Genomic DNA, 26,446 nt, shown 5'->3' on the forward strand with positions numbered 1-26,446 from the left:
CCCAGGCAGTGGTGGCCGCGCGAACTCAGACATCTTCCTCCAACTCAAGCCGGACTGAGCCATCTCGGGGAGTCAGGTTTACGGCCCGGCGAGCTCGAATTTGTCGCCGCCACGCTTGAAACCGCACGCGCGATCCACGCCCGCGAGGCAGCCCTTCGCCGACATCATCGCGGTGTAGTAATCGATGTAACGGAAGCCGTAGGTCTCTCCGCGGGCGAACGCCTGGCCTTGAATCGCGCTGGCCCAGCGTTGGAACGCCTCCTCCGGGATCGGGACGTATAGGTCAGGCACGAAGTCCTCTGCGTCTTCCCAGTTGTCAGCGTGGAGGAAGTTCTCGACACTGTGGCGGCCGAGTGGGCTGTCCACTGGGAGCGACGCCACGAAGCGTGCACGCTCGGCCAGGATCGCAGCTCGCTCATGATCACGGTGGATGGACTTTGTCCAGTGCGTGATGATGGTGTCCGGCTTCTCGGCACGGATGATGTCCGCGATCTGTTCGGCGGCCTCGTCGGTGTCGGGCAGGAAGCCGTCGGAGTAGTCGAGAACGCGGAACTCCGCTCCGATTCCGGCAGCGAACTCCTTGCCCTCTTGCACCTTCTGGACGCGATATTCGTCCGGATGAAGCCGGGGATGTCCGCGCTCGCCATACGTGCACGCCAGTATGATCGTGCGCGCGCCTTCCAATGCGAGCTTCGCTAGCGTCGGTCCGGCTGTGAGGTCCATGTCGCCGATGTGTCCGCCGATGGCCAGGACTGTCCTCATCAAATTCGCTCCGTTTCTGTTTCGGTGGCTCGTGATTCGAGCACGTTGTTTACTTCATTCCCGAGAGCACAACGCCACGGACGTAGTACTTCTGCAGGAAGAGGAAGAGGATCAGCACCGGAATGGTACTGATGACGATGCCGGCCATCACGATCGGCATCGTCCGGTTGGGGTCGATGAAGCTCTGCAGTAACTGGATGCCGACAGGGAGCGTCATCAGGTCGGGGTTCACCGAGGCCATGAGCGACGTCCAGATGTATTCGTTCCACTGGCCGACGAACGTAATGAGGCCGAGCGTGATCGCGACCGGCTTAGCTTGAGGGAGCACGATGCTGGCGAACAGCCTCCACTCCCCCGCGCCGTCAATTCGCGCGGCCTCGAGCATCTCGTTCGGAATACCGACCATGAACTGCCTCATGAGGAAGATTCCGAACCCGCTGACGAGGAAGGGGAGCATCAGCGAAACGATGTTTGTCGTCATGCCGCCGTCGCCACCCTGTCCGAAGATGTTGTTCCCTCCGGCCAACGGCCAGTTCAGCATGATGAGGAAGTCCGGGATGAGCAGCAGGAACGGCGGAAGCATCATCGTCGCCAGGATGAAGCGGAAGATCACATCCCGGCCGCGGAACCGCAGCTTGGCCAGCGCATAGCCCGCCATAGCTGAGGTGATCAGAACCGACGCCGTCACCGAGACCGTCACGATCACGCTGGTCATGAACAGTTTGCCCAACTGCAACTGCGAGAAGGCTGCTGCGTAGTTGTCCCAGGTGAACGCTTGCGGCAGGAAGTGGTAAGGCAGGATCCCGTATTCGCCTGAACCCTTGAACGAGCTCGACACCATGTCGAAGAAGGGAAGAGCCATCACGACACCGCCGACTGCGACGATGAAATAAGCGAGCCACGGGGTCCGGACTCGTTTGTTGCGCATGTGCATCAGTCGTCGTCTCCTGCTCGTCGGCTGATCCAGAGCTGGACCAGGGTGATGATGAAGACGATCACGAACAGCACCATCGCCATCGCACTCGCCGTGCCCCACGCGCCGAACTTGAACGCCTGCTGGTACATGTCAAACGCCGCCACATTGGTGGAATTCACCGGGCCCCCGTCCTTCGTCATCACGATGATCAGCGCGAACGACTGCAGCCCGGCGATGCACTGGGTGATGAACACGAACACCAGGGATGGCCGCAGCAACGGCAGCGTAATGCTCCAGAAGGTAGTCCAACTGTTCGCACCGTCGATCTCGGCCGCTTCATAAACGTTGCGGTCGATCGCCTTGATACCGGCCGTGAGAATGAGCACCGCCGCGCCGAGGGATGCCCATGCCTGTACCACGGCGACCGACGGCAGCGCGATCTTGGGATCGGAGAGGAAACCGATCGAGTTGATGTGCAGCGCGTTGAGCAGGCCGTTGACCAGGCCTGACGGCTGGTACATCATCTTCCAGACGTTCCCGACCGCAACCACTGTCGCGACCACGGGAAGGAAGTAAAGGAATCGCCAGAAGCCCTGGAAGCGGAGCCGTTCGATGCACTGGGCGACGAGGAGAGACGCCCCGACCGCGAGAATGACCGAAAGGCCGGCGAACACGAAGGTGTTGACCAGGATCGGCGACACGAATGTGCCGTTGAAGTTGAGGATGTCGGCGTAATTGTTTATGCCGATGAACTTGATCTTCGTGAGGTCGTATCCACCCCACTGCGACAGCGACAGGTAGATGGCGAAGAACGACGGCAGGATGAGGAAGATCAGGAAGAAGAGGAGCGACGGCGCCAGGAACAGGTACCCAGCCCGACCTTCGCGGCGGAACCGACGACTGTTCGCCGATGCGGTTCGCATCCCGCTGGTGCTGAGTTCTCGCGCCGTCGTGGCGGTCGCTAATGTGCCAGTCATGTGAGTCTCCACCGTGAGGGAGGAGTCTCTCCCTCCCTCACGGCTGTGGTTGGTTTACTTGCGGTTGATTTCCGTGACCAGCGAGTCGAGGGTCTGGCTGACCGGCGCGTGATTCACGAGGATCTGGTTGAGGGAGTTGTGCAACGATGTCTTCGCCTTGTAAGCGTTGGCGGCGTTGGACTCGGCCATCGCGTATGAGGCTGCGTCGTAGATCGGCTTGAGGTTGGGATCCTGCGCCTGGAGCTTCGGGCCGAGGATGGCCGCGTCGGCCTTCCTCGGCGGAATGAGCCCGTTCGTCGCGAGGAAGTTTCCCATCTCGGTGACTCCGTCCTTGTTCTTGTGCGCGTTGAACCACTGGAGGAACTCCCACGCCTGCTGCTTGTGCTTGCTGCCCGCGTTAACTCCTGTGAAGAAGGCGTACGCCAGGGAGCCCTGCTCGCCGGCCTTCGGTCCGGGAACAGGAGCGGTGCCGACGTTCGCGTACTGGTCCTTCATCTGGTCCTTCAGGCTGCCGATCCACCAGCTCGCCTGGATGGCCATCGCCACCTGATTGGCCGGGAAGGCCTTCGTCGGCATGATCGACGTGGTCGTCGCACCCTTGGCAGCCAGATCGGACTCCAGTTGCATAACCGACTTGGCCTTGCTGTCGAGAGCGGAGCTGCCGCCCGCCTTCAGAAACTTTCCGCCCGCGGCATTCAACAGGGAGAGGAACGGGTGGGCCGTCTGGTTGTCACCGTCCTGGATAAGCGAGAGCCCCTCGACTTGGTAGTTTCCTGATGCGTCCTTCTTTGTCGTCTTCTCGGCGATCTGCTCAAGCTGGGCCCAGTCGGCCGGCGGTGCGTTGAAGCCGGCGTCGGCCAGAATCTTCTTGTTGTAATAGAGAACGTAGGTGTTGAACTCGGTCGGGTAACCGAACACCTGTCCGTCACCACCCGTGACTGCTGCAGCTGCGGCCGGGCTGTAGTTCGACTTGATGTCGCTCGCGACGTTTGCTGGCGGCGTGTCCAGAACGCCGTTGGCTGCGAGTTGGCCGCCCCAGAGGGCGTAGGAGCTCAGAATATCCGCGCCATGGCCTCCGGTCTGGCGGACGTTGAGCGTCGTCAGCAAGTCATCGAAGGAGACTGTCTGCTGCTTCACCTGAATGTCAGGGTGCGATGAATTCCATGCGCTGATCAGGTTGCTGATCCCACTCTTCATCGGCTCGTCGCCGTAGTGGCTCAGGAAGGTCAGCGTCACCTTGCCATTGTCGTTGCCTCCGGATGCGCCACCGCTGCAGGCGCTCATCGCCAGGGCTGCTGCGGTGGCGATGGCGACGGCGCCTGCCACCCGGAGGCGTCGTCCGGTCAGTATTCTCTTCATTGCTTTCCTCTCAGTGGGGATGCTTCGCGAGTGTGTGTGCGGGGCTCAACTCAGACGGGCGAGCGGTGCGTGGAGGATCGCGAAGGTTCGGGTGATGCTGAAGCCGTTCTTGAGGTAGAGGTGTCCGGCCGGTGAGTCCTCGTCTGTCCACAGGAACCAAGCGCTGTGGGCGCCGAGGGCTCGCATGCGTTCGAGGGTCAAGTGGAGAAGAATTTCTCCCAGGCCCGTGCCGCGACTCTCGGGGAGGACGCCGAATGGTCCGAATCGCTCGAGCACGTTCTCGTAGGTGCCGTGCATCGCCCAGCCGAGCATGCGCCCACGCGGGTCGCGCACGGCGATGATCCGCTCCAGCGCCTGGCCGCCCAGGACACCCTCACGGATTCCGCGAGCCCAGTCGGGGTTGAACCGGCCGCCTGCGATCTCGATGAGTTCCGGGAGATCGTCGCCTGTCGGCGAGCCGAAGGTCCAGCCTTCCGCTTCGAGGGCAGCGATCCGCTCCCGCGTCCGCTCAGGGAAGCAGTAGTCGTTGAGCGTCCGGTCCATCGCGACAGACTCGTACTGGGTGGTGAAGCCGAGGCGCGCGAGCAGCCGCGCCGCCTCGGGGTAGCGTTCGGCATCCAGACCGGGAAGGAAGTAGTTGGGCGTGTAGGAGGAGAAGTATGCAGTGAGCGCGCCGTGGGATGAGAGCCAATCCTTGACGTCGCCGATAAGACGGCTCCCAATCCCGGAGCGACGGGCCTCGGGCACGACGAAGAAGAACGGGATCCAGCCCGCCTCGCTTTCGAGGTCTGCTCCATCTGCCGCGATTCGGCGGCGCACGGCATAGGCAGCTCCGACGATCTCTCCGGCGCGATCAGCGACAAAGAGGCCCTTCGCATCGAAGTTGCGGTCGAGCAGGAACATGTCCCGGAACCGGTCGTACGTGATGCCATCAGTGGGCGCGGAGCGCGTCCACGCCTCCGCGATTAGCGGACCGTCGCCAGCGCGAAAGGAACGGATAGTCACGGTCGACACGGTCTCAGTGGTCTGCAGCATCGCTCTCCTCGGTCACTTCACTGTGGGTTATAGCGGGCATCGGCACTGCCTATGTACGGGACAGCGTCGGCCAGTGGGATAGAAATTACCTTCACTACCGAGGTCACGTCAAGCATTTTCAGCCATTCGCATGACGTCGGTAATGATTTTCAGCTTTTGGGCGTCACTGTCGCGAATAAAGGAGCGTTTCCGGCCCGTAAACAGCATCGACTGACACAGAAGACTCGGACAAGGCCCCCACAGATCCACCTGCATGGCGTGTCAGCCTGAGTTGGTCGGAGCCCCAGAGCAGGTCGATAGCGTGACGCCCGTCGGGCCCGTCGACTCGCTCCCCGGGAGGAAGAAACCAGAATTCCTCCGGATAGAGTTCAGCAAGCGCGTCGAGGATCGCCAAACCGGTTTCCACGGGCCTGTACACGCGGCGGTTGACGACGTGAAGCTGAGCCCCACGAATCACTTCGCCCGCGTACTTGTGGAACGTGGGTGTGAACCAGACCTCGCGGAATAGCACGCCGGGGATATCCGCCTCGCGCAGACGAGTCGTGAGCCGGCCATCGATCCAGGGTGCGCCGAAAATCTCGAACGGCTTCGTCGTGCCTCTGCCCTCGCTGACGTTCGTCCCCTCGAGCAGGCCAGTGCCGCAGAAGGCAAATGCGGTATCGAGCGTCGGCATGTTCGGCGATGGCGGGACCCATGGGAGGCCCGTCGCGCCGAAGTCGGACGTGGGGTCCCATCCGTCTACTCCGATGACTTCCAGTTCGACCGAGAGTCCGCGCGCGGCCAGGTCGCGGGACACAAAAAGTCTGGCGAGCTCTCCTGCCGTCATCCCGTGCCGCTGATGGATATCACTCCGTCCGACGAAGCTCTCGAATCCCGCAGTGTCGAGGCCGGGGCCTTCTAGCACTGACCCGCCGAGCGGATTGGGACGATCGAGAACCACGAACCGCACACCGGTGCGCGCCGCGCTCTCGAGCGCGTCGTACATCGACCAGATGTATGTGTAGAAGCGAACGCCGAGGTCCTGCATGTCGAAAACGATGGTCTCGACACCAGACTCCCGCACGATGTCGTCCAGCGCGCCACCGGACTTCAGGTAGGTCTCAACAACAGGAAGGTCGGTCCGCGCATCGTATCCTTCGAGCTCGGTCTCACCCGCTTGTACCGACCCATTCAAGCCGTGCTCGGGGCCGAAGAGAACCGTGACAGGGGCGCCCGCCGCCACGAGAGCGTCCGCTGTCCTGCTCAGATCGGGAAGTGTTCCTGTGAAGTTCGTCAGCAGGCCGATCGGGGCGGATCCCAGGAGCCCTGGGTTCTCAGCGGCGAGTTCGGCGCCGGTGCGGGTGCGGGTCATGAAAATTTGTTCCTCCCTGTCGGGCCGCTCGACCCGCGCACAACAGCACAGGGCCGCGGCAATCAGTTGTCGTCGCGAAGGTCCTTGACGATCTCGTACGTGCTCTTGAGCGCCTGGACGGTGAGGTCGTAGCGGCCCCGCGCGACTCCGACGAAGAGATAATCGACGATCGTGAGCTGTGCGATCCGGCTAGCCATCGCGCCAGAGCGGAAGATCGTCTCGCGCACCGCCGTCCGGAGAACAGCATCGGCCAGCTCGGCCAGCGGCGAGTCGGGGATGTTGGTGATCGCAACTGTGTGCGCCCCCTTCGTGCCCGCGGCATTCAGGAAAGCGATCGTCTCTCGCGTGCGCCCGCTGTGCGAGAACCCGACGGCCACATCCCCCGGCCCTAAAAGGGCAGCGGAGACGAGGGCATCGTGGGCGTCATGGAAAGCAAGGGCCACGTGTCCGATCCGAAGCAGCTTCTGGGCAAGGTCCTGCGCGCCGCCATTACTAGCTCCCACTCCGAAGAGCACCACTCGCTTGGCGCGCTCGAGGCGACGGATGACACGCTGGAGGGTCTCGATGCTGAGGTTGTCAGCGGTCTCACGGATGCCCATGATCTCGCTGCTGGCGATCTTTGCCACCATCTCCTGCAGGGTGTCCGACGGGCTGATGTCGGCACCGTAGGTCCCGTCGGTAGCCCCGAACTCCGCCGACTCTTTCGCAAGCTCAGCGGCCAGCTGCAGCTTGAGCTGGGGGTATCCGCTGACTCCGAGGGCGCGACAGAACCGCACAATCGTGGCCTCAGACGTGTTGCACGCACGCGCCAGCTCGCTGATGGTGTTCTCGACCACGATCTGCGGCCGCTCCAGGATCACGTCCGCAACGCGCTTCATGGTGGGAGGAAGGGAGACGGCATGCGATTGGATGCTTGTCTGAATGCTCACGGAGAGAACACTAGTGAGGCTTTCGGCAAGTGCCATCTGGTCTCCCTCCTCACAGTGATCGCCGGTTCACACTATTGATTTCGCTCCGTCTTTGTCAATCATTTACCGTGTTGAGGCTGATGCTGTAAATTGTTGCTATTCTCATCAGGAGGAACAGTGCGAGTGGACGAAGTCGTACCGGTAACGAAGCGCGTGGTCGCGATCGACCTTGGCAAAACGACCTGCCGTCTACGCCTCGATGACCGACTCGAACTGGGGCCCGGGTTCCCCGGGCTCGCCTCCTCTGATGGCGCCGACCGCGCGGTCGCTTCAATCGCACCGCTTCTCGACCGGTTGTGTCGCGCTTCTCCTGTGACGGACAGCCCGGTCTTGACCTGTATTGGTGTCGGGGCTGCCGGCGCTGAATCTGAACCATCGGCGGCTCTGCAACTCGCGCGGATGCTGCGCGAGCGTTGGCACGCGCCTACAGTCGTTGGCTCCGACGTGCTGACGGCCCACGTGGGAGCGTTCGACGGTGACGCTGGAACCGTGCTGATCATGGGAACGGGCTCAGTAGCTCTTCATGTGGATCCGGACGGCACTCGCGCACGCGCCGACGGCTGGGGTCCCTGGCTGGGCGATGACGGTAGCGGGCGCTGGATCGGACAACAGGGTTTGTCAGGCGCCCTCCGCGCCGAGGACGGTCGAGGCGAGCGCACCACCCTCACGCACGACGCCGCCCGTTTAGCAGGTGGCCTGGACAAGCTGCCCTCATTCGTGGGGACAGCCGACTCCGCGAGCCGGCTCGCCTCGTTTGCGCCGGTTGTCCTCGCTCACGCAGCCGATGGGGATGCGCTCGCGACACACATCATCGATGACGCCGCCGAACTCCTTGCTGCGACCGTCGCCGCCACCACTCCAGCGCTGGGCGCGGTGGCTGTCGTGGGCGGCCTCGCGGATCACCCCTATTTTCGCGCGCGGATCGACGCCGCTTTCGCCGGCCGCGGACTCACGCGGCGACCTGCGATCGGAACAGCTCTCGACGGGGCAGCCCTCCTCGCCGTCCGAAATGATTTGCCACACGAAAGGTATGCCATCCGTGCTTAGCCTCCCCGACCCCGGCTCTGACGCGCGCGCTGCTCTGCGCGCTGAACTCGAGACGCTCACGACCGAGGTCGCGACCGATGCACTCCGCGATCTCGACACATACCCCACCGCCGAAATCGCCGCCATCATGAATGAGCACGATCGGGACGTGCCGGTGGCTGTCGCTGCTGCGCTTCCCCGGATCACAGCAGCTATCGACGACATTTCTGCGTCGATGCGCCGGGGCGGCCGGTTGATCTACGTAGGCGCTGGCACGCCGGGCCGATTAGGCATCCTGGACGCCAGCGAATGCCCACCCACGTTCAACACCGATCCCTCGCTCGTGGTCGGTCTCATCGCCGGCGGAGACATCGCCATCCGTACCGCGGTCGAAGAGGTCGAGGACGATCCTCACGCGGGCGAGGCGGACATGAATTCGATGGATCTCGGGCCAAATGATTCCGTTGTTGGTATTTCGGCCTCAGGACGGACGCCTTATGTCGTTGGTGCACTGCAGTACGCACGATCGTGCGGCGCGCTTACCGTCGCAGTGGCGTGCAATTCAGACTCCGCGATCGGGAAGATCGCCGATCATGCCATCGAGGTCATCGTCGGCCCTGAGATTATCGCGGGGTCGACCCGGCTCAAGGCTGGCACTGCTCAGAAGCTGGTGCTCAACATGATCTCTACGATCACCATGATTCGTCTCGGGAAGACATATGGCAACATCATGGTTGATTTACGCGCCACCAACAGCAAGCTCCGCGCTCGCGCCGAACGCGCAGTGATGCGTGTCACGGGCCGGGCCCCTGCCGAGTCAACCCGCGCGCTCGACGCCGCGGGCGGGTCGGTCAAGCTCGCTATCCTCATGATCGAACGCGGTTTCGATGCTCAAGAGGCCAGCGAGAAGCTTGCCGAGGCAATGGACCTACGTTCTGCGCTCGACGCTTCGCGTTAGGCGCCGAGTGCGCCTACTGTCGGCCGAGTCAGGTCAATTCACCCCTAATTGAGGAGTCGGGGCGAACTCGGATCGTTGAGGATTCTCGTAGTGGCCCCGGTGCGGGAGGAGCGTTTCGCGGTGCAGAACCAACAAGAAGCGCCCGGCCATCGGCCGGGTGATTCGCCCGCCGTTCAATGGCCCGCAGGGCCGAGGCGGAGAGTGTTGATGTCATGCAGTCTTCCTCCCAAGTGGAAGACCCGACTGTCAACAACCTCCGTCAGTTTTATATGCGACGCCGACCACCGATATGGCGACGTGCATCTCCAGAGCGCCCTGCTTGGGGGCGCTGGGCATCACCCGATCGTCATGCGGGAGATGCGATCGCCGACACCCTGAAGTCGGGATGATAGGACTCACGCCGTCCGCGGCTCACGGCCACCACGTCGTGGCCGGCCCTGACCAGCCGAGGGACGAGATAGCTTCCGACGTGGCAGGTGGCGCCGATGGCTGCTACGCGCATGGCATCCAGACTCTCATGGTTGCGGGTCCGCGGGGTGCCCTTGCACCCCGCCTGCGCCAGATTCGGCCAGGTGGGGTCCGCGACAACCCGACTGCGCCCGAGAAAGAGAGCAACCTCAACAGGGTGAGACCCACAGGCGGCCCGCCTCACAGCAGGGCCCTCAAGGTCAATTGGGCTCGCCGGGCTGCCGAGCTTGCACCGTCTGCACGATGACGGTCGCCGCAACTGCGGCGACCGTCTCAGCGAAACGCATGGCACACGTGCCGTGTCGCCTGTCACAGTCGCCCGGTGCTCTGACGCTAAGACCTAAGGCCGACCGGCGTGAAGGCCGGGTCGCGCTTGAGAGATCGACCCGGCACTTGCCTTGCCACCTCGGGGCATCGCAGTAGTTTTGAGTACATCTGCTCTTCACCGTAAAAGCCGCTGTTGTACAGCAGTCGGGTGGCGTCAGGCGTAACGATCAGGTGCTGCCGCCAGAGATTGACGCCCTCACCTGCTGCGATCGCATCAGCAGGGATCTGCTCGATCCATTCGAACGGTTCCGGCGCCAGCTCCCAGCCCTCGACCGGAGAGTCGGCGTCGGAGAAGGCGAGACCACCAAGGGAAGGTGCGGGCTCCTCGCTTGTCAGCTCTCCGTCCCGCCGGGGCGGGGTCGGTGACGCATTGAGCACGGCCACCCATCGGTGCCCCGCCGCCAACGGCTTCATTGCGGGATGGCTTCCGTCGAGCAGTTGGAAGCCCCCGAGATAGCCCGATGCCCAGTGGCCTTCCGTATCGCTCGGGTTCAGCATTACCCCGTGAGCGACCGTTCGACCGCCTGGCTTCTGGGTAACGACCCCAATGGCATTTCCGTAGGGCGAGTGGGCCCACGGCTGCGGCTGCAACGGATAGCCCATGTAGTAATAGATGAATTCACCCGTCTCTTCGAGCCAATATCCGCTGACGGCGTCGACATGGTTTTCATCGAATGCCCCGGGAGCACCGCGGCTGATCAGCTCCTCGGGTTCGAGCGTCCAGGGGCCAGCCAAGGACGTAGACCAAGCCCTCTGGACGCGCTTCTCGCGCGAGTTTCCGGTGAAGCTGACGGTTACGAGCCAATAGCGGCCGTCGACGAAGCTGGCCTGGTTGGGTTCGTGCGCGTCTGAGACGATGAATGGCTTGTGCGTGCCGCCGCCCGCGGGAAGAAGCTCGGGGTTGGTGAAATCCAGTGGGGTGGGGGTAGCCCACGTTCCCGGTGCCGCGGATGGGTCGTGGGAGATGGAAGTTCCGTGTCCGGGCCTGTCGTAGAAAAGCACCATCCGCCACGCGCTGAGCTCCGAGTCCCAGACAACGCAGGGATCGCCGACGACATGAGCGCCGTAGCCCTCCGCGTTGCGGGCGAGGACAAGTCCTGTGCGTTTCCATTGAGTCTGCGCGGTGATTTCGGTCATGGGTGTCCTTTAAGTTGGTGGTTGGTCGGTTCAGCCACGCACGGCTCCGGCCGTGGTGCCGGCCATGAGCTTGTCCTGATAGCGCAGGAAGATCAGTAGCAACGGGAGCGTGATCACCAGCGCGCCGGCCAGCAGAATCTCGTAGTGCACGATGTACCCGTCGGCACCCGTGCTCAGCGCCGGAAGCAACACCATGACGGGTTGGTAGTCCGGGTCGCTGACCATGATTCGCGGCCACAGGTACTCGCTCCACTTGGCGACGAAAGTGAGCACGGCGATCGCGCCGAGCACGGGCGTCGACATCGGAAGAGCCACCTGCCAGAAGGTCCGCCAGTGCCCCGCTCCGTCAACGCGGGCGGCCTCGAGCACCTCCCCGGGAATCCCTGCCATGAATTGGCGGGCCATAAACATCCCCAAGACGCTCGCCGTGCCTGGGAGGATTTGCACCTGGTAGGAGTTGAGCCAATCGATCTGCGCGAAGAAGAGGTACAGGCTGGGAATGTTGACCTCAGCTGGCACCAGCATCGAGGCGATCAGAATGGCGAACAGGACGCCCCTGCCCCGGAACTTGTAGCGCGCGAATGCGTAGCCCGCCATCGCACAAAGCAACACGGTCAGAGCGGTGAAAGGAATCGCGACGATGACACTGTTGAACAGCGCGCGCCACATCTGAGCCCCTGTCGCGCCGGTGAAGAGAGCGATGAAGTTGGCGAACGTCGGAGACTGAGGCAGGCCGCCGGGGTTGCTGGTGAGCTCCCCTGGACTTTTGAAACCGCCGAACGCCATCACGGCGAACGGGTAGACGGCGAGGATCGCAAACCCGACCAGCACGATATTGACGGCTCCCCGGGCTCCTAGCCAGCGGGAACTCCGGGAAGGGCGGCGGCCGGTCGAGGGGCGTGTGATCGTGGTCATCGGTTGTCCTCGCGGAAGAGTCGGAACTGAATGATCGAGAAGATCCCGATCGCGATGAACATCAGCCAACCGACGGCGGCGGCCAGGCCGAATTGTCCACTCGTAATGTTCAGGACCACCTGGTTCATGATCGGCGCGGCCGATGGTGGGGCTCCCGCTGGTGAGGAGGCGTTGCCAAGCAACAGGTTCGGTTCGGTGAACAACTGAAGGGAGGAGATCGTGTCGATAACGACGGCGAAGAGGAAGATCGGGCGCATCATCGGCACGATGATGTACCGGATCCGCGTCCAGGTGCCTGCACCGTCCAGTTCCGCTGCCTCGAGCAGCTCATCGGGGACGCTTGTGAGCCCGGACAAGAAGATGACGAAGTACCAGCCGATCCCTCGCCAGATCAGCAACAACACCACGCCCCACTTGCCCGCGGTAGGATCGCTGATCCAGTTGATGTTGATGCCGAAAACGGAGTTGAGCACCCCCTCGCTGCTGAGAATGACACGCCACACGATTGCGGCCGCCACGGGAGCCATCACCTGTGGCACGAAAAGGAGCGGCTTGTATGCCCGAGGCCATGCGGACAGGCGAGATCGGACCAGCAGCGCGAGGAGAAACGCTCCTCCGATCAGCGGAACCACCGGCACCAGCCAGTAGAAGAGGGTATTCGAGACGCTCTGCCAGAAATCCGGTGACTGGAACAGGGAAGCGTAGTTGTCGATACCGGCCCAGCTGGCCTGTCCGTACCCGCGGTACTTGAAGAAGCTCAGCGCAATCGAGAATGCAGACGGAACAGCGAAGAAGATCAGGAATGACAGGAGGAACGGGGCGATGAACAGATAGGGGACCCAGCCCTCCAGCAGCCGACGGCGTGGACGGCGTGTCCGGCTTCTAGTTCGCGGGGTCTCCGCGGGGAGAGCGGCCGGGGTAGTCCGGTCGCTCTCCCGCAGATGGGCGGTCATATCAGATCCCTCGGTAGAGAATGGAGCAGGCAATCACTTGCCGTACGGGCAGCCGACTTGCGAGGCCAGCTGCTGCTGCGCCGTCGCGAGAGCAGCTTCCGGGCTGGCATCAGACGAGCTCAGGTAGTTGGCGAGCTGGGCACTCAGGACCATGGTCTCCTTATTCGCTGCCGGGTCGAAGGCGAAAAGCTTGTACGTCTTCGAGGAGTCGACGAATGCCTTGATCAGACTGGGGCCGAAGTACGCGTTGTTCTGGACCTTGGGGTCATTGAGCAGGTCGGTCACGTTGGGGATGTAGCCGGTCTGGGTCTTCATGAACTCAGCGGTACCCTTGCTGGTCATCAGCGTGCTCCCAAGGAACTTTGCCGCGGCCTGCTTGTGCTTGCTGGCGTCGGTGATGACGAACAGCGAACCCCCGGCTTCGCTTCCGCCCTTGGCGCCGCCGATCTCGGGCCACGTAGTCACGCCCCACTTCCCGGCCAGATCCGGCGCGTACTGCTGAAGGAAGACAGGGAGCCAGCTTGCGCCGAGGCTGGACGCGATCGAGCCATTGGCCAGTCCTGCCTGCCATTCCGGCGTGAAGTCATCGTGCGTCGTGTCGACCACGCCGGAGGAGCGAAGGGCCTTCAAAGCGGTGAAGGCCTCGGCGGTGCCCTTATCGGTGCCAACGGCGATCCCGCACTTTGGCGATTTAGTGGAGTACTTCGCACCATTACCGGACACGATCATCCCCCACTGATACTGCTGCGGGTTCGGAGCAACATTCCAGATGAAGCTGGACGGGAACGCGGCCTGCAGTTTCTTCCCGGCGGCGATGAAGTCGTCCTGCGTCTTGACCGAGGCGACGTCGATGCCGGCCTTCTGGAACATGTCAGTGCGGTAGAACCAGAGCTTCTCCTTCACCTCATACGGGAAGGCGAGCACCTTGCCGTTGTACTTCATCAGCGTCTTGGCGGAGTCGGTCACATTCCCGACATAGGGCTTCGCGAGTTCGGTCAGGTCCGCCAGGACGCCCGACTCAGCGAACTCAGGAAGCTCGGAATAGTTCAGTTCGACGATGTCGGGAATGTTCTTCCCGCTGGAGAGCTGGAGTCGCAGTTTGGCCACGGCATCAGAGTCGTTGGCGCCGGCCGACTCCACCTTCAGGCTCTGGCCCTTAGCGTCGGCGGGGAAAGCCGCCTTATAGGCGGCAAACTGGTTCTGCGCATTCTTGACATCACCCCACGTCTGCAGGGTGATCGGTCCGGACGCGTCCTCAGATCCGCCAGATCCGGAGCACGCAACCAGGCCAACGCTGGCCAGAGCGGTGACGGTGACCAGCGCGGCCAAGCGAGCCAGGCGGGGACGAGGCGAAAATTCTCGTGTCACAGGAAACCTCTTCTTCGGGTTCGTTGCGGAACGCAAATCGAATTGCGTTGTGGTTACAATATGAACTAGTTTCGGAGTTGTCAACACGAGGGTCATATCGATTTGCGAAAATGCAAATGTCGCGAGGACGAGAGGTACGAATGTCGCAGCCCGAGCGGCGCATCACCGTGGCGGACGTGGCGGCCCACGCCGGCGTGAGCCCGGCCACCGTGTCTCAGGTCCTTGGCGGCTCCCGGCCCGTTTCCGCCGCGACCCGAGAGCGGGTGCAGCAGTCAATTGACGAGCTGAACTTCCGCCCCAATCAGCTCGCCCGAGCCCTCCGACAGCAGAGATCGCACACTGTTGGCATCGTGGTCCCGAACATCACCCACGTTCTGTACCCCATGGTCGCTCGAGGTGTCAGCGAAATCCTGCGCCCCTTGGGCTACCAAGTAGCCCTCTACGACACCGATCACCAGGACGACATCGAGCAGCGCGTGCTCGCAACGCTCGTGGACCGGCACGTCGACGGCGCCATAATCTTCGGTCACGAACTGACTCCAGCCAAAGCAGCAATTCTGTCCGATGCGGGCGTCCAGTTCGTCGAAGGCGGCCTGGACGGCCCTCCTGAACACGACTGGGACACCGTCCGAGTGGACCAGCGGGCCGCGATCCGCCAAATCACCTCAGAAGTCTGGCAACGCCGCGGCGGCAGAATCGCCTACATCGGCGGCCCCGACAACGAAGGATCCTCCTACCCTCGACGTGACGGATTCCTCGATGCGATCAGAGCCCTAAACGTTCCAGGATCCGACTGGTCTCTCACCCAGACCACATACACCTGGCAGGGCGGCCGCGAGGCAATGGCCGAGCTCCTCGCGTCCGGGCCTGTTCCAACATCAGTCGTTTGCGCGAACGACATGATCGCAATCGGCGCCATGGATACGCTCCGCCGCGCCGGGCTGCGAATACCCGACGACGTCGCTGTCACCGGATACGACAACATCGACGCGGCAGAAATGGCGATCCCCCGCTCTCCACAATTGAAGCATTCGCCCACGAACAAGGACGGGCATGTGCCCGGCTGCTTTTGCAACGGATGGACGGCGGGTACAGCGGAGAGCCCCGCCACACCGCCATCGACCCAGAGATCGTCCGTCGCCAATCCGCCTGAGACTCGCCCGCGCGGGTGGGCCATGACGGCTCGGGCGATCATCGCCTGTGGTTCTCCGCGCTAACGCCAACTAGGTAGTGAAGGCCCTGCTGCGCCGAGCGGCCTGCTCGGGTCTTTGCTCCGCTGCATCATCCGAGCAGAGGACCAGCCGCCGCAGGTCTCAGTCAGTTGCACACTTAGGCGTTGACGCGGGATCCCGAGCAACGCAGCTTTTGATCGCAAGCCGCAGCTCTTCCTCCTCCGGTCGCGTGGCGCGGTCCGGAGGATGCGAACCCTGGCAGAACCGGGACCCATCCCATTTGCCTGGGGCTGTCCTGTCCACGTCGCGCGAAGGCGACGTACCGGCGAAAAGGAACAAGGGCGCGGGAGAAGAATCCAAAAGAACGAGGAACAGGAGCGACTGATCTTCCCCCGGTTCCTCGGACAGTTTGATGTGTCGTTTCAGGCAGCCAGGGTGACTGTCGTCGGGACGATTTTCTCGTAGTCCGCCGGGGAGTGGGACGCAACCGGACCAGCTCCGCCTGCTCATCCGCATCCAGCACCGGGACCACTCCGGCGGCTTTCTCCGCCTGCGCTTTGACGAAGTCGTCCTCCGCCACCCATCTCGAGAGCGCACTGTTTGTCGGCGCTCGTTAGGAATTGAGCAGAAACGCTCGTGAGGAATTGAGCACCTGATCCAGATTGGACGGGTGATCACCTTGGAGCATTGGGCCTTGATTCGGCGGCTGCACTTGGCAGAGGGAGTGCCGAAGGCGCAGATCGCCAGACAGCTCGGGCTGTCGCGGAACACGGTGGCGAGGGCGTTGGCCTCGCCAGCGCCGCCGACCTATCAGCAGCCGCCGAGACCGTCGGCGTTCGACGAGCTCGAGCCGCGGGTCCGGTCGCTGCTGGCCGAGTTCCCGACGATGCCGGCGACGGTGATCGCCGAACGAGTCGGTTGGGCAGGGTCGCCGTCGTGGTTCCGGAAACGGGTCGCCCTGCTGCGGCCGGAGTATTCACCGAAGGACCCAGCCGACCGGCTGGACTACTCCCCGGGCGACCAGGTCCAGTGCGATCTCTGGTTCCCGCCAGCGCGGATTCCGACTGGGACCGGCCAATGGGCGTCCTTCCCGGTGCTGGTGATGGTCGCCTCGTATTCACGGTTCATCACCGCCCGGATGCTACCCACCCGCAAGACACCGGACCTGCTGGCCGGCATGTGGTCGCTGCTGAGTGGGCAGCTGGGCGCCGTTCCCCGACGACTGATCTGGGATAACGAGGCCGGCATTGGCCGCCGCAACCATCTCGCGGAGGGCGTCACCGGGTTCTGCGGGACGCTGGCCACTCGGATTGTTCAGCTCAAGCCCTTCGATCCGGAGTCCAAGGGCATCGTCGAACGAGCGAACCAGTTCCTGGAGACCTCGTTCATGCCTGGCCGCCAGTTCGAGCACCCCGACGACTTCAACGCCCAGCTGGCGACCTGGCTGACCAGAGCGAATCAACGAACGGTCCGATCGCTCCAGACCCGGCCGACTCAGCTGATCGAGCTGGACCGGAGGTCGATGCTGGCGTTGCCGCCGTTGGACCCGCAGGCCGGGTTCCGCAACCGGATCCGGGTCGGCCGGGACTACTACACGCCCGTGCTCGGCAATGACTACTCCGTCGACCCGGCGGCGATCGATCGGATGGTCGATGTCAGCGCCGACTTGGAGCGGGTCCAAGCGCGTCTCGCCGGTCGGCTGGTCGCCGACCATCCCCGCAGCTGGGGACGCGCCGGACGGATCACCGACCCCGAACACGTCAGCAGCGCCGGCCGGCTGCGGGTCGCGTTCCAGCAACCGTGGCCGAAGACGATCGAGGATGCCGGGATCCTGCGGGATCTGGCCGACTACGACGCCTTCTTCGGCATCACCCTCGACCAGGAAGAGCACACCGCATGACTAGCACCGCGATCAAGCAGATCGACCATCTCGCCCGGGCGCTGAAGGCGCCGCGCATCCAGGAGCACGCTGCCCGGCTGGCCGAGCAGGCCCGCGACGCCGGGTGGTCCCACGAGGAATACTTAGCTGCCGTCCTGGATCGGGAGGTTTCGGCCCGGGACTCCTCCGGATCGGATCTGCGGATCCGGGCGGCCGGGTTCCCCGCCCGCAAGACGATCGAGGACTACGTGTTCGATCACCAACCCGCGCTGAAGCGCGACACGATCTTGCACCTGGCCGGCGGGGCTTTTCTCGCGGGCGGGCAGAACGTCGTCCTGATCGGTCCGCCCGGGACTGGCAAGACACACCTGGCGATCGCGCTCGGGATCAGAGCCGCCCACCTGGGTCACCGGGTTCTGTTCGGCACCGCAACCGAATGGGTAACCCGCCTGCAAGCCGCCCACACGGTTGGCAAGCTCGGCGCTGAGCTGGCCAAGCTGCGCCGTTACGGGCTGATCATCGTCGACGAGGTCGGCTACATCCCGATCGAGCAGGACGCCGCGAACTTGTTCTTCCAACTCGTCTCATCCCGTTACGAACACGCGTCGTTGATCCTGACCAGCAACATGCCCTTCGCCCGCTGGGGCGACGTCTTCTCCGACCAAGTCGTCGCCGCGGCCATGATCGACCGCATCGTCCACCACGCCGAAGTCGTCACACTGAAGGGCTCCAGCTATCGACTCCGAAACACCGAGATCGAGACGCTACCCTCCGTCCGCGCCGAAAACGCGGCAAACTAACCACACAACGAAGTGCTCAATTCCTCACGAGCGAAAGTGCTCAATTCCTGACGAGCGCTGACATGTTCGAGACGCCGAGCTCGCGGGCGACCTGCGAAAGCGGTCGGTCGCTGATCCGGACTAACTCGATCGCACGAACACGGAACTCCCTTGGGAAACGTCTAGCCATAAAGACCAACCTCCCGAACCAATAAGGCCGATGCTAAGTGACCGAAGAAACGGGGGAACACCAAGGAGAGAGAAGGAAAGCAGAAGCAGGAGACAGAGAAGGAAAGAGCGAATGCACGTAGGCACTCTTCGAGATGTGCGCTGTTATGTCTCAGGACATAGGTGACGATTCTGCCTCAGGACATCGGTGACACTTCGGTGCTGTTTGGTGGTGACACTTCTCCTCGATCTTTGAGGCATGAGCCGTGTCGAACCCGTTGATCACCGTGTCCGTCTCGCGATCACCCAGTGGCCACCGGATGCTCCGAGAGGGTCGGTGACCACGTTCTGCGCCGAACACGGCATCTCCCGAAAGACGTTCTACGAGATCCGGAAACGGGCCATCGAAGACGGCCCCGCCGCCGCGCTGGAGCCCCGATCGAGGCGCCCGCGAGCCCGCCCCAGCAAGATCACTGAGGAGATCAATCGGCAGGCCATCCAGGTGAGGGCGGCGCTGGAACAGTCGGGCCTGGACCACGGTCCGATCAGCGTCCACGACCGGATGCGGCTCCTTCGAATCACCCCGGTTCCTGCGGTGTCGTCCTTGGCGCGGATCTTCCGCGATGCCGGCGTCGCTCGGCTCGAGCCGCGGAAACGACCACGGGCCTCCTACCGCCGGTTCGTCTATCCCGCACCGAACGCGTGCTGGCAGATCGACGCCACCGAATACGTCCTCACCGAGGGACGCAAGTGCGTCATCTTCCAGCTCATCGACGACCACTCCCGCCTCGCCGTCGCCTCCCACGTCGCCTTGACCGAGAGCTCCGAAGCTGCGATCACCGTCGTCGCCAAAGCCATCCGACTCCACGGTGTTCCCCAGCGGCTGCTGTCGGATAACGGCATGGCCCTCAACCCGTCCCGGCGCGGGTTCGCCGGCCAGCTGACCACGTACCTGGCTTCGTTCGGTGTCGAGGCGATCACCGGCAAACCGTTCAAACCGACCACCCAGGGCAAGAATTGTGAAGACTTGTCATGGTGCTGCGACGGTCTCGGTCTGACTCAGGCCAAGAACTGACCATGGTGTCCTTCGTTCGATTTGTCGACCGGGGCCGGCGCAGTATCCAGGAGCGCGCCGGCCGACCGGATCTGACCTGATAGGAGCTTGGACTAGAAGCCCCATCACAGTTCTGTCGACCCGCCCGACCGGCTCGCCCCGTCCGTTCAACCAGCGCGCACGGAAGGAGCACCTCCAGCATGACAATTGAATTGACCGATGTCACGGTCATCGGCGGAGTCGACACTCACAAGCACACCCACTACGCCGCCGCCATCGATGATCATGGTCGGCTGCTCGGCCACCACGAGTTCCCCGCCACCGGACCCGGCTACGACGCTCTTCGGTCCTGGATGCGCAGCTACGGCAGCCTCGCCTCTATCGGGGTGGAAAGCACCGGCTCGTTCGGCGCCGCGCTCGCCCGCGAGCTGACGAGAAGCGGTGAACACGTCATCGAAGTGAACCGGCCCAACCGGATCGCAAGGCGGATGGACGGCAAGTCCGATCGCCTGGACGCCGAGCAGATCGCCCGCGCAGTGCTCGGCGAGACCTCCACCGCTGTTCCCAAGAGCAAGTCCGGCGCGATCGAGGTGATCCGCACCCTGCGGGTCGCGCGCTCTGGCGCGGTCAAGGCACGCACCCAGGCCTTCAACGCCCTGTTCGGCGTGATGATCGGCGCGCCCTCGCAGCTGCGCGACGAGCTCGTCGATCTGACCAAGCGCACACTGGTGAACCGATGCCTCCACCTACGACCTGAGACAGAGAATCTTCTCTCGCTGTTGTCGGATCCTGCTCGTCTGCACCTGGCCGGCACGAAGCTCGCCCTCCGCGACCTCGCACGACGCTGGAAGACCCTGGACGACGAGGCCAAACGGCTCAGCACACAGATCGCGGACCTCGTCAACCAGACCGCTCCCGACCTCGTCGCCTTACACGGAGTCGGCGTCGAAGTCGCCGCCCAGTTCTTAGTCACCGCCGGCGACAACGCCAACCGCATCAAGAACGAGGCAGCCTTCGCCAAGCTCTGCGGCGTCGCCCCACAACCCGCCTCCAGCGGCCGAACCACCGGACGACACCGGCTCTCCCGCAGCGGAGACCGCGCCGCGAACAGCGCCCTCTACATCGTCGCGATCGTCCGAATGCGCCGACACGAACCCACGCTCGCCTACGTCGAACGCCGCAGCGCCGAGGGTCGCACCAAACGCGAAATCATCCGCTGCCTGAAGCGATACATCGCTCGAGAGATCTACGCCAACCTGCCCCAAATCGGCACTTGACGAACATAGGAGCATCGAGCGCTTCCACCAGACCCTGTTCCGCTACCTCGACAAGCAGCCCATCGCCGCCACCCTTGCCCAGCTGCAGGAGCAGGTCGATGCGTTCGACATCATCTACAACACCCAACGACCCCACCAAGCCCTGCCCGGACGGATCACTCCGCAGCAGGCCTGGCAGGCCACCCCGAAAGCCGAATCGCCCAGGCCGCCTGCGCACGACTCCCGACTTGGCCGCCGTGACGACGGCGTTCGCGTCAAGCTCGTCGACCTCGGCGGCAGCGTCGAGTTCCACGGCATCCGATTCGGCATCGGCCGCGACTACAGCAAGAAACGCATCGCGATCATGGACACCGGCCCCACCGTCATGTTCTTCGACCTCGACGGCACCCTCATCATCGAACAACCCTGGCCCTCACCCGGCGTCAAATACGTCAGCAACGGCCGACCCCGCGGCCGCCGCCCCGCCCCCAAGCCAGACGAACCGTCACCGATGTCCTGAGACACCAACCGCTTCCGATGTCCTGAGACAGTTCCGCTTCCGATGTCCTGAGACATCACACTTCGAGATGTGCGCGCGCGATGCGCGCCGAAATGCACGGGCAACCGGAAGTTCTAAGTGTGAGAGGTGGAGTGGCGCGGTGGAAGCGCGGACAGGCGGCCCAGGGGGCCAAGCAGGCCGTGCACTACGCCTTCGGCGGGGTCTGCGACGCCACCCTGACCGCCAAGACCACCGACGGCGCGATGGCGGCGGCCGGCTATGCGGATGCGGTAATGACCCGGTACATCGTCGAGAACGGCGCCATCCGCGACGACCTCCTCACCCGTTCCCAGCTGAAGGATTGGGTCGACGGTATCGACCCGCTCACCAGTGAGCGCCGCGGCCGGGATTTGGAGTCGCCCGTCGCAGACCTGATTCTGGATGCGACCATCAACGCCCCGAAGTCGTTCTCGATCGCGGCGGTGCTGGACCCGGAACTGGCTGCCGCGTACGAGGATCTGCAGGACCGGTTGCGAGATCGGATCATCAAGCTGTGGCAGACCGAACTCAACGCCCGCCGCGGCAAGCAAGGTGCCATCCGCGAAGACCTGGCTCGCATCGAGATCGTCGAACTCCGCCACGAGCGGTCCCGCTCGCTAGACCCGCACAAGCACCGCCACCTCTGGCTGAACGTTAAAGTCCAAGGGCTCGACGGGAAGTGGTCCAACGTCGACACTCGCGTCGCTCTGCGGTTCCAGAACGTCGTGAACGCTGAAGGTGATCTTGCCTCCAGGACCGACCCAGCCTGGATCGCCGCGCTGGCTGCCAAGGGCTTCACGCTGAACTCGGACGGTGAGATCGCGGAGCTGCAGCATCTCGTGCGGCCGCTGTCGAAGCGCTCTGCGCAGATCGAAGCCAACAAGGCAGCCCACCTGCGCGAATGGAAGGAACAGCACCCCGGTGAGGAGCCCTCCGCCACCGTCCTGACCCAGATCGATCAGTGGGCGTGGGCGGCTGGCCGGCCAAACAAGCCGAGCCAGCTAAAAGAGGAGGATTGGGCGTCCATCGTGATGGCCGAACTACTACACGTCGACCCGGAATTCGGGCAGCCACGCAATGCGAAAGTTGCACGGTCGATCGCCATCGAGGACCTCGACATCGAGCTCCTCGCGTCAAAGGCGATCGTCGACGCCGATGCCCGGTCGACTCGCACGGGAGGCAGGTTCAGCGACATGGACGTTCTGGCCGGCGCGATTCGAGCGATCGCAAGTTCCGGCGTCGTCGCCGATAGGCAACGCCTGGCTGAAATCGCTGACGGAGTCGCCTCCTTCGCCACCCGCACCTACAGCGTGAGCCTGCTTAGTGAGGCGAACATCCCGGCGCACATCAAGCGACGAATGGCCACTTCAACGGCGACTTTGAAAGCCTCCCTCGCATATAGGATCGAACGAATCTCTGCTCCCGGCGCAGCACTGAACACCCTCGAGGTGAAGGCAGTCGGACAAGCAATAGAACCGGAACGTTCGCTAGATAGAGGTCAACTCGCTGGCGCCGCGGCAATCGCCGGCACCTCGAGAAGCGTCGCGGTGTCGGGCGCTGCCGGAACGGGCAAGACAACGATGCTGAAAGTCGCTGGCGCAGCGCTTCGTCTACGTGGCCGCAACATGATCATCGTCGCGCCAACAAAGAAGGCGTCGGCCGTGGCTGGCCGTGAAACACGGAGCGCATCTTCGTCGCTGCATCAACTACTCCACGACTATGGCTGGCGTTGGGGCACGAATAGGGCGGGGGGAACTGATTGGCGGTGCCTCCAGATCGGAGAAGTCGATCACGACACCGGGCACGCGTACGACGGTCCTCGGATTACGATCCATCCCGGGGATCGGATCGTCGTAGACGAGGCCGGAATGCTCGATCTCGAGGCAGCTAATGCCCTCGTCGAGGTGCTAGAACGAACTCAGGCGACGGTGGCACTAGTCGGCGACCAACGTCAGGCGCTGCCTGTGGGGCACTCCGGCGCGATGGCTCTCTTCTGGGCCCACTCGGCGGACCAGGTCGAGCTCATGGACATCCACCGATTCAAGGATCCCGCTTGGGCAGACTTGACGTTGAGGTTGCGCGATCCGCAAGGTCGCGCAGCGTCCGAGCGCGTCGCCGACGATCTCGTGGACACTGGGCATGTCGTCCTTGCAAATAATGATGCCGAGGCCCGAATCGGAATGGTCTCAGCCTGGTTCGATGCGGAGGAGCAGCGAAAGTCGATAGCGCTCGTCGTCGCGACGCACGCTGAAGCGCTGGCAATCAGTGAGGATATCCAGAGTCGGAGAATCCATGCCGGCGAGATCGACACCAGTGAATCCACCTCGGGTCAATGTGGTCAGCCCATCTTCGTGGGCGACATCGTTCAGACCCGACGAAACGATCGCGGGTCAGATGTCCAGAATCGTCAGCATTGGGTAGTCAAGCAAATCACGGCAGGACATGTGATTCTCGCCTCCTCGTCGGACTCGACCGACCTCAAGAGGGTCACCCACGAATACGCCAACGCTCACATGCACCTGGGTTATGCATCAACGGTCTACGCAGTCCAGGGCGAGACCACCGATCGCGCGCTCGTCGGACCCGGTGTAGACGCCGCAGGACTCTACGTTGGGCTTACACGGGGCAAGGAGGAGAACGACATCGTTCTCGTTGCACCGACCGAAGCTTCAGCGAGAACGCAACTCGTCGAAATGATGCAGCGGCAGTCAATCGAAGAGACCCTTGATGCGTCGCGAGCTGCCGCACGAGTTGAATTCAATCGCGCGGCCCAGAACCAGACGGGGCCATCAACCATGGCGCATCCGGACAGAACTGCGATCCTCGACCGATGACGGGGACTATCGCTTAGCCAGTCCAGCAGTCCGAGCCTGCCGGCCGCGCTCGTTGATGCCGTCTAGCGCGCCGTCCTGCGCCCGAAACCGAAGTAGCGCAACGCCAAGCGCGTCAGCTCGATCGCGGGCCTCTGGGAATACGCCTCCCGGCGTAAACAGCAGAGGGGACCGCCCGTCTCCGGCTGAGGTTGCGGCTGCACGTTCAACAAGGTCGACATCAAGGTTGCCCCGTCGGTTTTCGACCCAACCGAGGAAGTGCGAGCTGTACAGATCACAGACATCTCGTGCTTGGCCTGAAGCCGTCACCGAATCGAGTGCGCCAAGATGGATCATCCATTGTCGACACAACTCAATCGCTTCACCGTCCGAAACACCAAGTGGTCTCGGTAACGGAGGTTCTTGCGCTCCCATGTAACTAGTGTCCAACAGTCCACCGAAGCTCCACTACGGTCCGAGCAGACTGACCCGCGCAGATGACGGAACGAGCGAGCGGACATTAGGCTGGCCGCGGCAGAAAGTCGTCTCGGAGAAAGTACTAGCGACCATGTCGTGCAGCAGGGGAAGCGCAGATCCCAAGACGGCAACGCGGTATCGACTATTTTCCGATTCTGCTGGTCGCTGCCAGAACCCCGAATGTCTACGACTACTTTTTGTCGATCTCCCGGTTGCGGGGGACGTACATTTCGGAGAAATTGCGCACATTATCGCCGCCAGCGCTGGAGGACCGCGCGGAGACGGAACGGTTGAAGCCGAAGACCTAGGCGCGTGGAGCAACCTCGTTCTGTTGTGCGCGAGCTGCCACACAATGATCGACAGGGCAGAAGAAGACTTCCCTGAGGACCTCCTCCAGTCGTGGAAGACATCTCATCTCGAGAAGATCGAAGCGGCTCTTGGTGTTAATTCGTTCCCCTCACGAGAAGCAGCACGGGCGGCCATCGAACCAATGCTCATCCAGAACTGGAAGATCTTCGAAACTAGAGGACCACACAACGACTACCAGTTTGATCCGGAGAGCGAGCAGGCTCGAATGTGGCAACGAGACATGACGGAGACCGTGATACCCAATCTCCGCGCAGTACTGCGAGTGCTTGATGCCAACCGTGACTTTCTCACGCTGGATGAAAAGCAGACGCTCGAAGAGTTCCGCCTACACGTTCGCGATATGGAAGGCCGTCACGTAAAGCACGAACCAGGGCTAGTAACCCAGCGCTACCCATCAGGAATGGAAGACATCCTTGCCTCCTAGCCAATACGAATGGTTGATGCCGACCTTCACCGATCTCGATTTTGTCGCTGACATCGAACTGGATGATGCCTCGGTCCTTGTTCATCGCCTGGGGCGCCCTCCAGTGAGACTTGTCCTGACCAGCGCCGACCCGACTACTGATGCGGAGATCACCGCCGCACACGATATCCACAATGACGTGAAGTTTGTCATTAGCGTCCCGCGGGATGGTCGCATCCTCGGAAGCGCGTTCAATCGCTGCTCCGAACTAGGTTTGGGCATCGGCCACGTCGGCGACGCCATGCGGGCAATCCGTGACGAAGACGATCCTTCAAAGCACGTGAGCCGTGAATACGCATTCGTCTCGCGCGGACTAAATCAACACAGCGCTATTGCAAAAGTCGTCAGGCTCGACGACAAGCGTCTCAGAATTGAGCGGAGAAGCCTTCCCGCCTTGGTAGCTTTCATTGCGCCTGAATACCAGCCGACAGCGGATTCGGTTCGGAACGCAGTAGCCCGCTACGACGCTTTCGACGTCTTCGTTGCGACTAACCCCAATAGCGACCCAACTCCTGAGGCCATAGCGGCGGGAACCGCAGCAGGCGTCGGAGTCCTGAAGTGGTCACCATTCCTCGCCTATTTGCATCGTGCATAACAAGCGAGCGCTTCGCCAGTTGGCCGAGATCGCGGGACGCGTGCCAGCAGTGCGCGTCCTCATCTTCGGCTCAATCCTCTGCAACCCTGGCAGCGCCGCAGACTTAGACATTCTCGTTGTCTACCGAGATCCCGACGACCTGCAGGATTTCCGAAACCTGGTCGACAACGCGGACGCGCTCCCGGCAATCGATATGACGGCGATGAGCGTCGAGGAGGAACGGCATTCACCGTTTCGGCTCAACTCTGGTGCGATCGGTCTGTCGGTCGCGCTCACGCTCGCGCAGGACTGTCACGCCCCGGGCAATGAGCAACCGACACGCCTCGGCCACTCGGCTCGGCCCAAGTTGGGAGGATCTTCTTGAAG

Annotated in this window: 23 protein-coding genes and 1 pseudogene; 12 read left to right on the plus strand and 12 right to left on the minus strand. The window is 62.9% G+C overall.

From position 1 onward, the window contains the following. Positions 1-78: 78 nt before the first annotated feature. The 7 genes from ACR5MH_RS12230 to ACR5MH_RS12260 all read right to left on the minus strand — a co-directional run bounded on the left by ACR5MH_RS12230 (position 79) and on the right by ACR5MH_RS12260 (position 7,365). Complete coding sequence (locus ACR5MH_RS12230) at positions 79-762, minus strand: PIG-L deacetylase family protein (protein WP_431347442.1); 684 nt, start codon at positions 760-762, stop codon at positions 79-81. Between the two features lie 49 nt (positions 763-811). Beyond that, positions 812-1,696, minus strand: coding sequence for a carbohydrate ABC transporter permease (locus tag ACR5MH_RS12235; protein WP_431347443.1), 885 nt, complete (start codon positions 1,694-1,696; stop codon positions 812-814). Then, positions 1,696-2,655: a carbohydrate ABC transporter permease gene (locus ACR5MH_RS12240; protein WP_431347444.1), complete on the minus strand. Its 960-nt coding sequence runs from the start codon at positions 2,653-2,655 to the stop codon at positions 1,696-1,698. The genes ACR5MH_RS12235 and ACR5MH_RS12240 overlap by 1 nt, the downstream gene beginning before the upstream one ends. Positions 2,656-2,709: 54 nt before the next feature. Then, positions 2,710-4,014, minus strand: a complete 1,305-nt coding sequence (locus tag ACR5MH_RS12245) for an extracellular solute-binding protein (protein ID WP_431347445.1) — start codon at positions 4,012-4,014, stop codon at positions 2,710-2,712. 45 nt (positions 4,015-4,059) lie between these two features. Further along, positions 4,060-5,049, minus strand: a complete 990-nt coding sequence (locus ACR5MH_RS12250) for a GNAT family N-acetyltransferase (RefSeq protein WP_431347446.1) — start codon at positions 5,047-5,049, stop codon at positions 4,060-4,062. Positions 5,050-5,212: 163 nt separating this feature from the next. Next, a complete protein-coding gene (locus tag ACR5MH_RS12255; protein ID WP_431347447.1) occupies positions 5,213-6,400 on the minus strand; it encodes an exo-beta-N-acetylmuramidase NamZ family protein in 1,188 nt (395 codons plus the stop codon). A gap of 62 nt (positions 6,401-6,462) precedes the next feature. Then, positions 6,463-7,365, minus strand: coding sequence for a MurR/RpiR family transcriptional regulator (locus tag ACR5MH_RS12260; RefSeq protein WP_431347448.1), 903 nt, complete (start codon positions 7,363-7,365; stop codon positions 6,463-6,465). Positions 7,366-7,491: 126 nt separating this feature from the next. Here ACR5MH_RS12260 and ACR5MH_RS12265 point away from each other — a divergent pair, with 126 nt between their 5' ends. Together ACR5MH_RS12265 and murQ are read left to right on the plus strand one after the other, a co-directional pair. After that, a complete protein-coding gene (locus tag ACR5MH_RS12265) occupies positions 7,492-8,415 on the plus strand; it encodes an N-acetylglucosamine kinase (RefSeq protein ID WP_431347449.1) in 924 nt (307 codons plus the stop codon). Then, on the plus strand, positions 8,399-9,352 hold the full coding sequence (murQ, locus tag ACR5MH_RS12270) for an N-acetylmuramic acid 6-phosphate etherase (RefSeq protein WP_433861796.1): 954 nt from the start codon (positions 8,399-8,401) through the stop codon (positions 9,350-9,352). Before ACR5MH_RS12265 ends, murQ begins: the two co-directional genes overlap by 17 nt. 801 nt (positions 9,353-10,153) lie before the next feature. On the opposite strand, the gene ACR5MH_RS12275 is transcribed toward murQ, so the two are convergent. The 4 genes from ACR5MH_RS12275 to ACR5MH_RS12290 are packed head-to-tail and all read right to left on the minus strand — an operon-like array spanning position 10,154 to position 14,481. Then, positions 10,154-11,284 (minus strand): hypothetical protein, encoded by a 1,131-nt coding sequence (locus ACR5MH_RS12275; RefSeq protein WP_431347451.1) that lies wholly within the window; start codon positions 11,282-11,284, stop codon positions 10,154-10,156. Between the two features lie 30 nt (positions 11,285-11,314). Continuing rightward, positions 11,315-12,199, minus strand: a complete 885-nt coding sequence (locus tag ACR5MH_RS12280) for a carbohydrate ABC transporter permease (RefSeq protein WP_431347452.1) — start codon at positions 12,197-12,199, stop codon at positions 11,315-11,317. Further along, the gene (locus ACR5MH_RS12285) at positions 12,196-13,152 is read right to left on the minus strand and encodes a carbohydrate ABC transporter permease (RefSeq protein WP_431347453.1); all 957 of its coding nucleotides are present in this window, start codon (positions 13,150-13,152) and stop codon (positions 12,196-12,198) included. Before ACR5MH_RS12285 ends, ACR5MH_RS12280 begins: the two co-directional genes overlap by 4 nt. 33 nt (positions 13,153-13,185) lie before the next feature. Then, positions 13,186-14,481 (minus strand): ABC transporter substrate-binding protein, encoded by a 1,296-nt coding sequence (locus tag ACR5MH_RS12290; protein ID WP_431347454.1) that lies wholly within the window; start codon positions 14,479-14,481, stop codon positions 13,186-13,188. 179 nt (positions 14,482-14,660) lie between these two features. Between ACR5MH_RS12290 and ACR5MH_RS12295 the strand changes: the two genes are divergently transcribed. The 3 genes from ACR5MH_RS12295 (at position 14,661) to istB (ending at position 18,371) form a co-directional block, all read left to right on the plus strand. Beyond that, on the plus strand, positions 14,661-15,737 hold the full coding sequence (locus tag ACR5MH_RS12295) for a LacI family DNA-binding transcriptional regulator (RefSeq protein ID WP_431347455.1): 1,077 nt from the start codon (positions 14,661-14,663) through the stop codon (positions 15,735-15,737). Positions 15,738-16,371: 634 nt separating this feature from the next. Continuing rightward, positions 16,372-17,592: an IS21 family transposase gene (istA, locus tag ACR5MH_RS12300; protein ID WP_407792084.1), complete on the plus strand. Its 1,221-nt coding sequence runs from the start codon at positions 16,372-16,374 to the stop codon at positions 17,590-17,592. Next, positions 17,589-18,371: an IS21-like element helper ATPase IstB gene (gene istB / locus ACR5MH_RS12305; protein WP_407792078.1), complete on the plus strand. Its 783-nt coding sequence runs from the start codon at positions 17,589-17,591 to the stop codon at positions 18,369-18,371. The genes istA and istB overlap by 4 nt, the downstream gene beginning before the upstream one ends. 40 nt (positions 18,372-18,411) lie before the next feature. Here the strand turns inward: istB and ACR5MH_RS12310 are convergent, their stop codons facing one another. Continuing rightward, complete coding sequence (locus ACR5MH_RS12310; RefSeq protein ID WP_431347456.1) at positions 18,412-18,540, minus strand: transposase; 129 nt, start codon at positions 18,538-18,540, stop codon at positions 18,412-18,414. Positions 18,541-18,777: 237 nt separating this feature from the next. On the opposite strand from ACR5MH_RS12310, the pseudogene ACR5MH_RS12315 reads away from it, so the two are divergent. The 7 genes and pseudogenes from ACR5MH_RS12315 to ACR5MH_RS12345 all read left to right on the plus strand — a co-directional run. Next, a pseudogene (locus tag ACR5MH_RS12315) lies at positions 18,778-19,536 on the plus strand (DDE-type integrase/transposase/recombinase); the annotation flags it as partial. Between the two features lie 236 nt (positions 19,537-19,772). Continuing rightward, positions 19,773-20,849, plus strand: a complete 1,077-nt coding sequence (locus ACR5MH_RS12320) for an IS110 family transposase (protein ID WP_431346400.1) — start codon at positions 19,773-19,775, stop codon at positions 20,847-20,849. 61 nt (positions 20,850-20,910) lie between these two features. Then, positions 20,911-21,348, plus strand: coding sequence for an integrase core domain-containing protein (locus ACR5MH_RS12325; protein WP_433862648.1), 438 nt, complete (start codon positions 20,911-20,913; stop codon positions 21,346-21,348). Positions 21,349-21,527: 179 nt separating this feature from the next. Next, positions 21,528-24,200 (plus strand): AAA family ATPase, encoded by a 2,673-nt coding sequence (locus tag ACR5MH_RS12330; RefSeq protein WP_431347457.1) that lies wholly within the window; start codon positions 21,528-21,530, stop codon positions 24,198-24,200. Positions 24,201-25,005: 805 nt separating this feature from the next. Beyond that, positions 25,006-25,446: a hypothetical protein gene (locus ACR5MH_RS12335; RefSeq protein ID WP_431347458.1), complete on the plus strand. Its 441-nt coding sequence runs from the start codon at positions 25,006-25,008 to the stop codon at positions 25,444-25,446. 16 nt (positions 25,447-25,462) lie between these two features. After that, a complete protein-coding gene (locus tag ACR5MH_RS12340; protein WP_433861797.1) occupies positions 25,463-26,080 on the plus strand; it encodes a hypothetical protein in 618 nt (205 codons plus the stop codon). 19 nt (positions 26,081-26,099) lie between these two features. Further along, positions 26,100-26,444: a hypothetical protein gene (locus tag ACR5MH_RS12345; RefSeq protein ID WP_431347460.1), complete on the plus strand. Its 345-nt coding sequence runs from the start codon at positions 26,100-26,102 to the stop codon at positions 26,442-26,444. The last annotated feature ends 2 nt before the right edge of the window (positions 26,445-26,446 follow it).

Source organism: Streptomyces sp. L7, from assembly GCF_050990935.1.
In the GTDB taxonomy this organism is placed as follows: domain Bacteria; phylum Actinomycetota; class Actinomycetes; order Actinomycetales; family Microbacteriaceae; genus Leifsonia.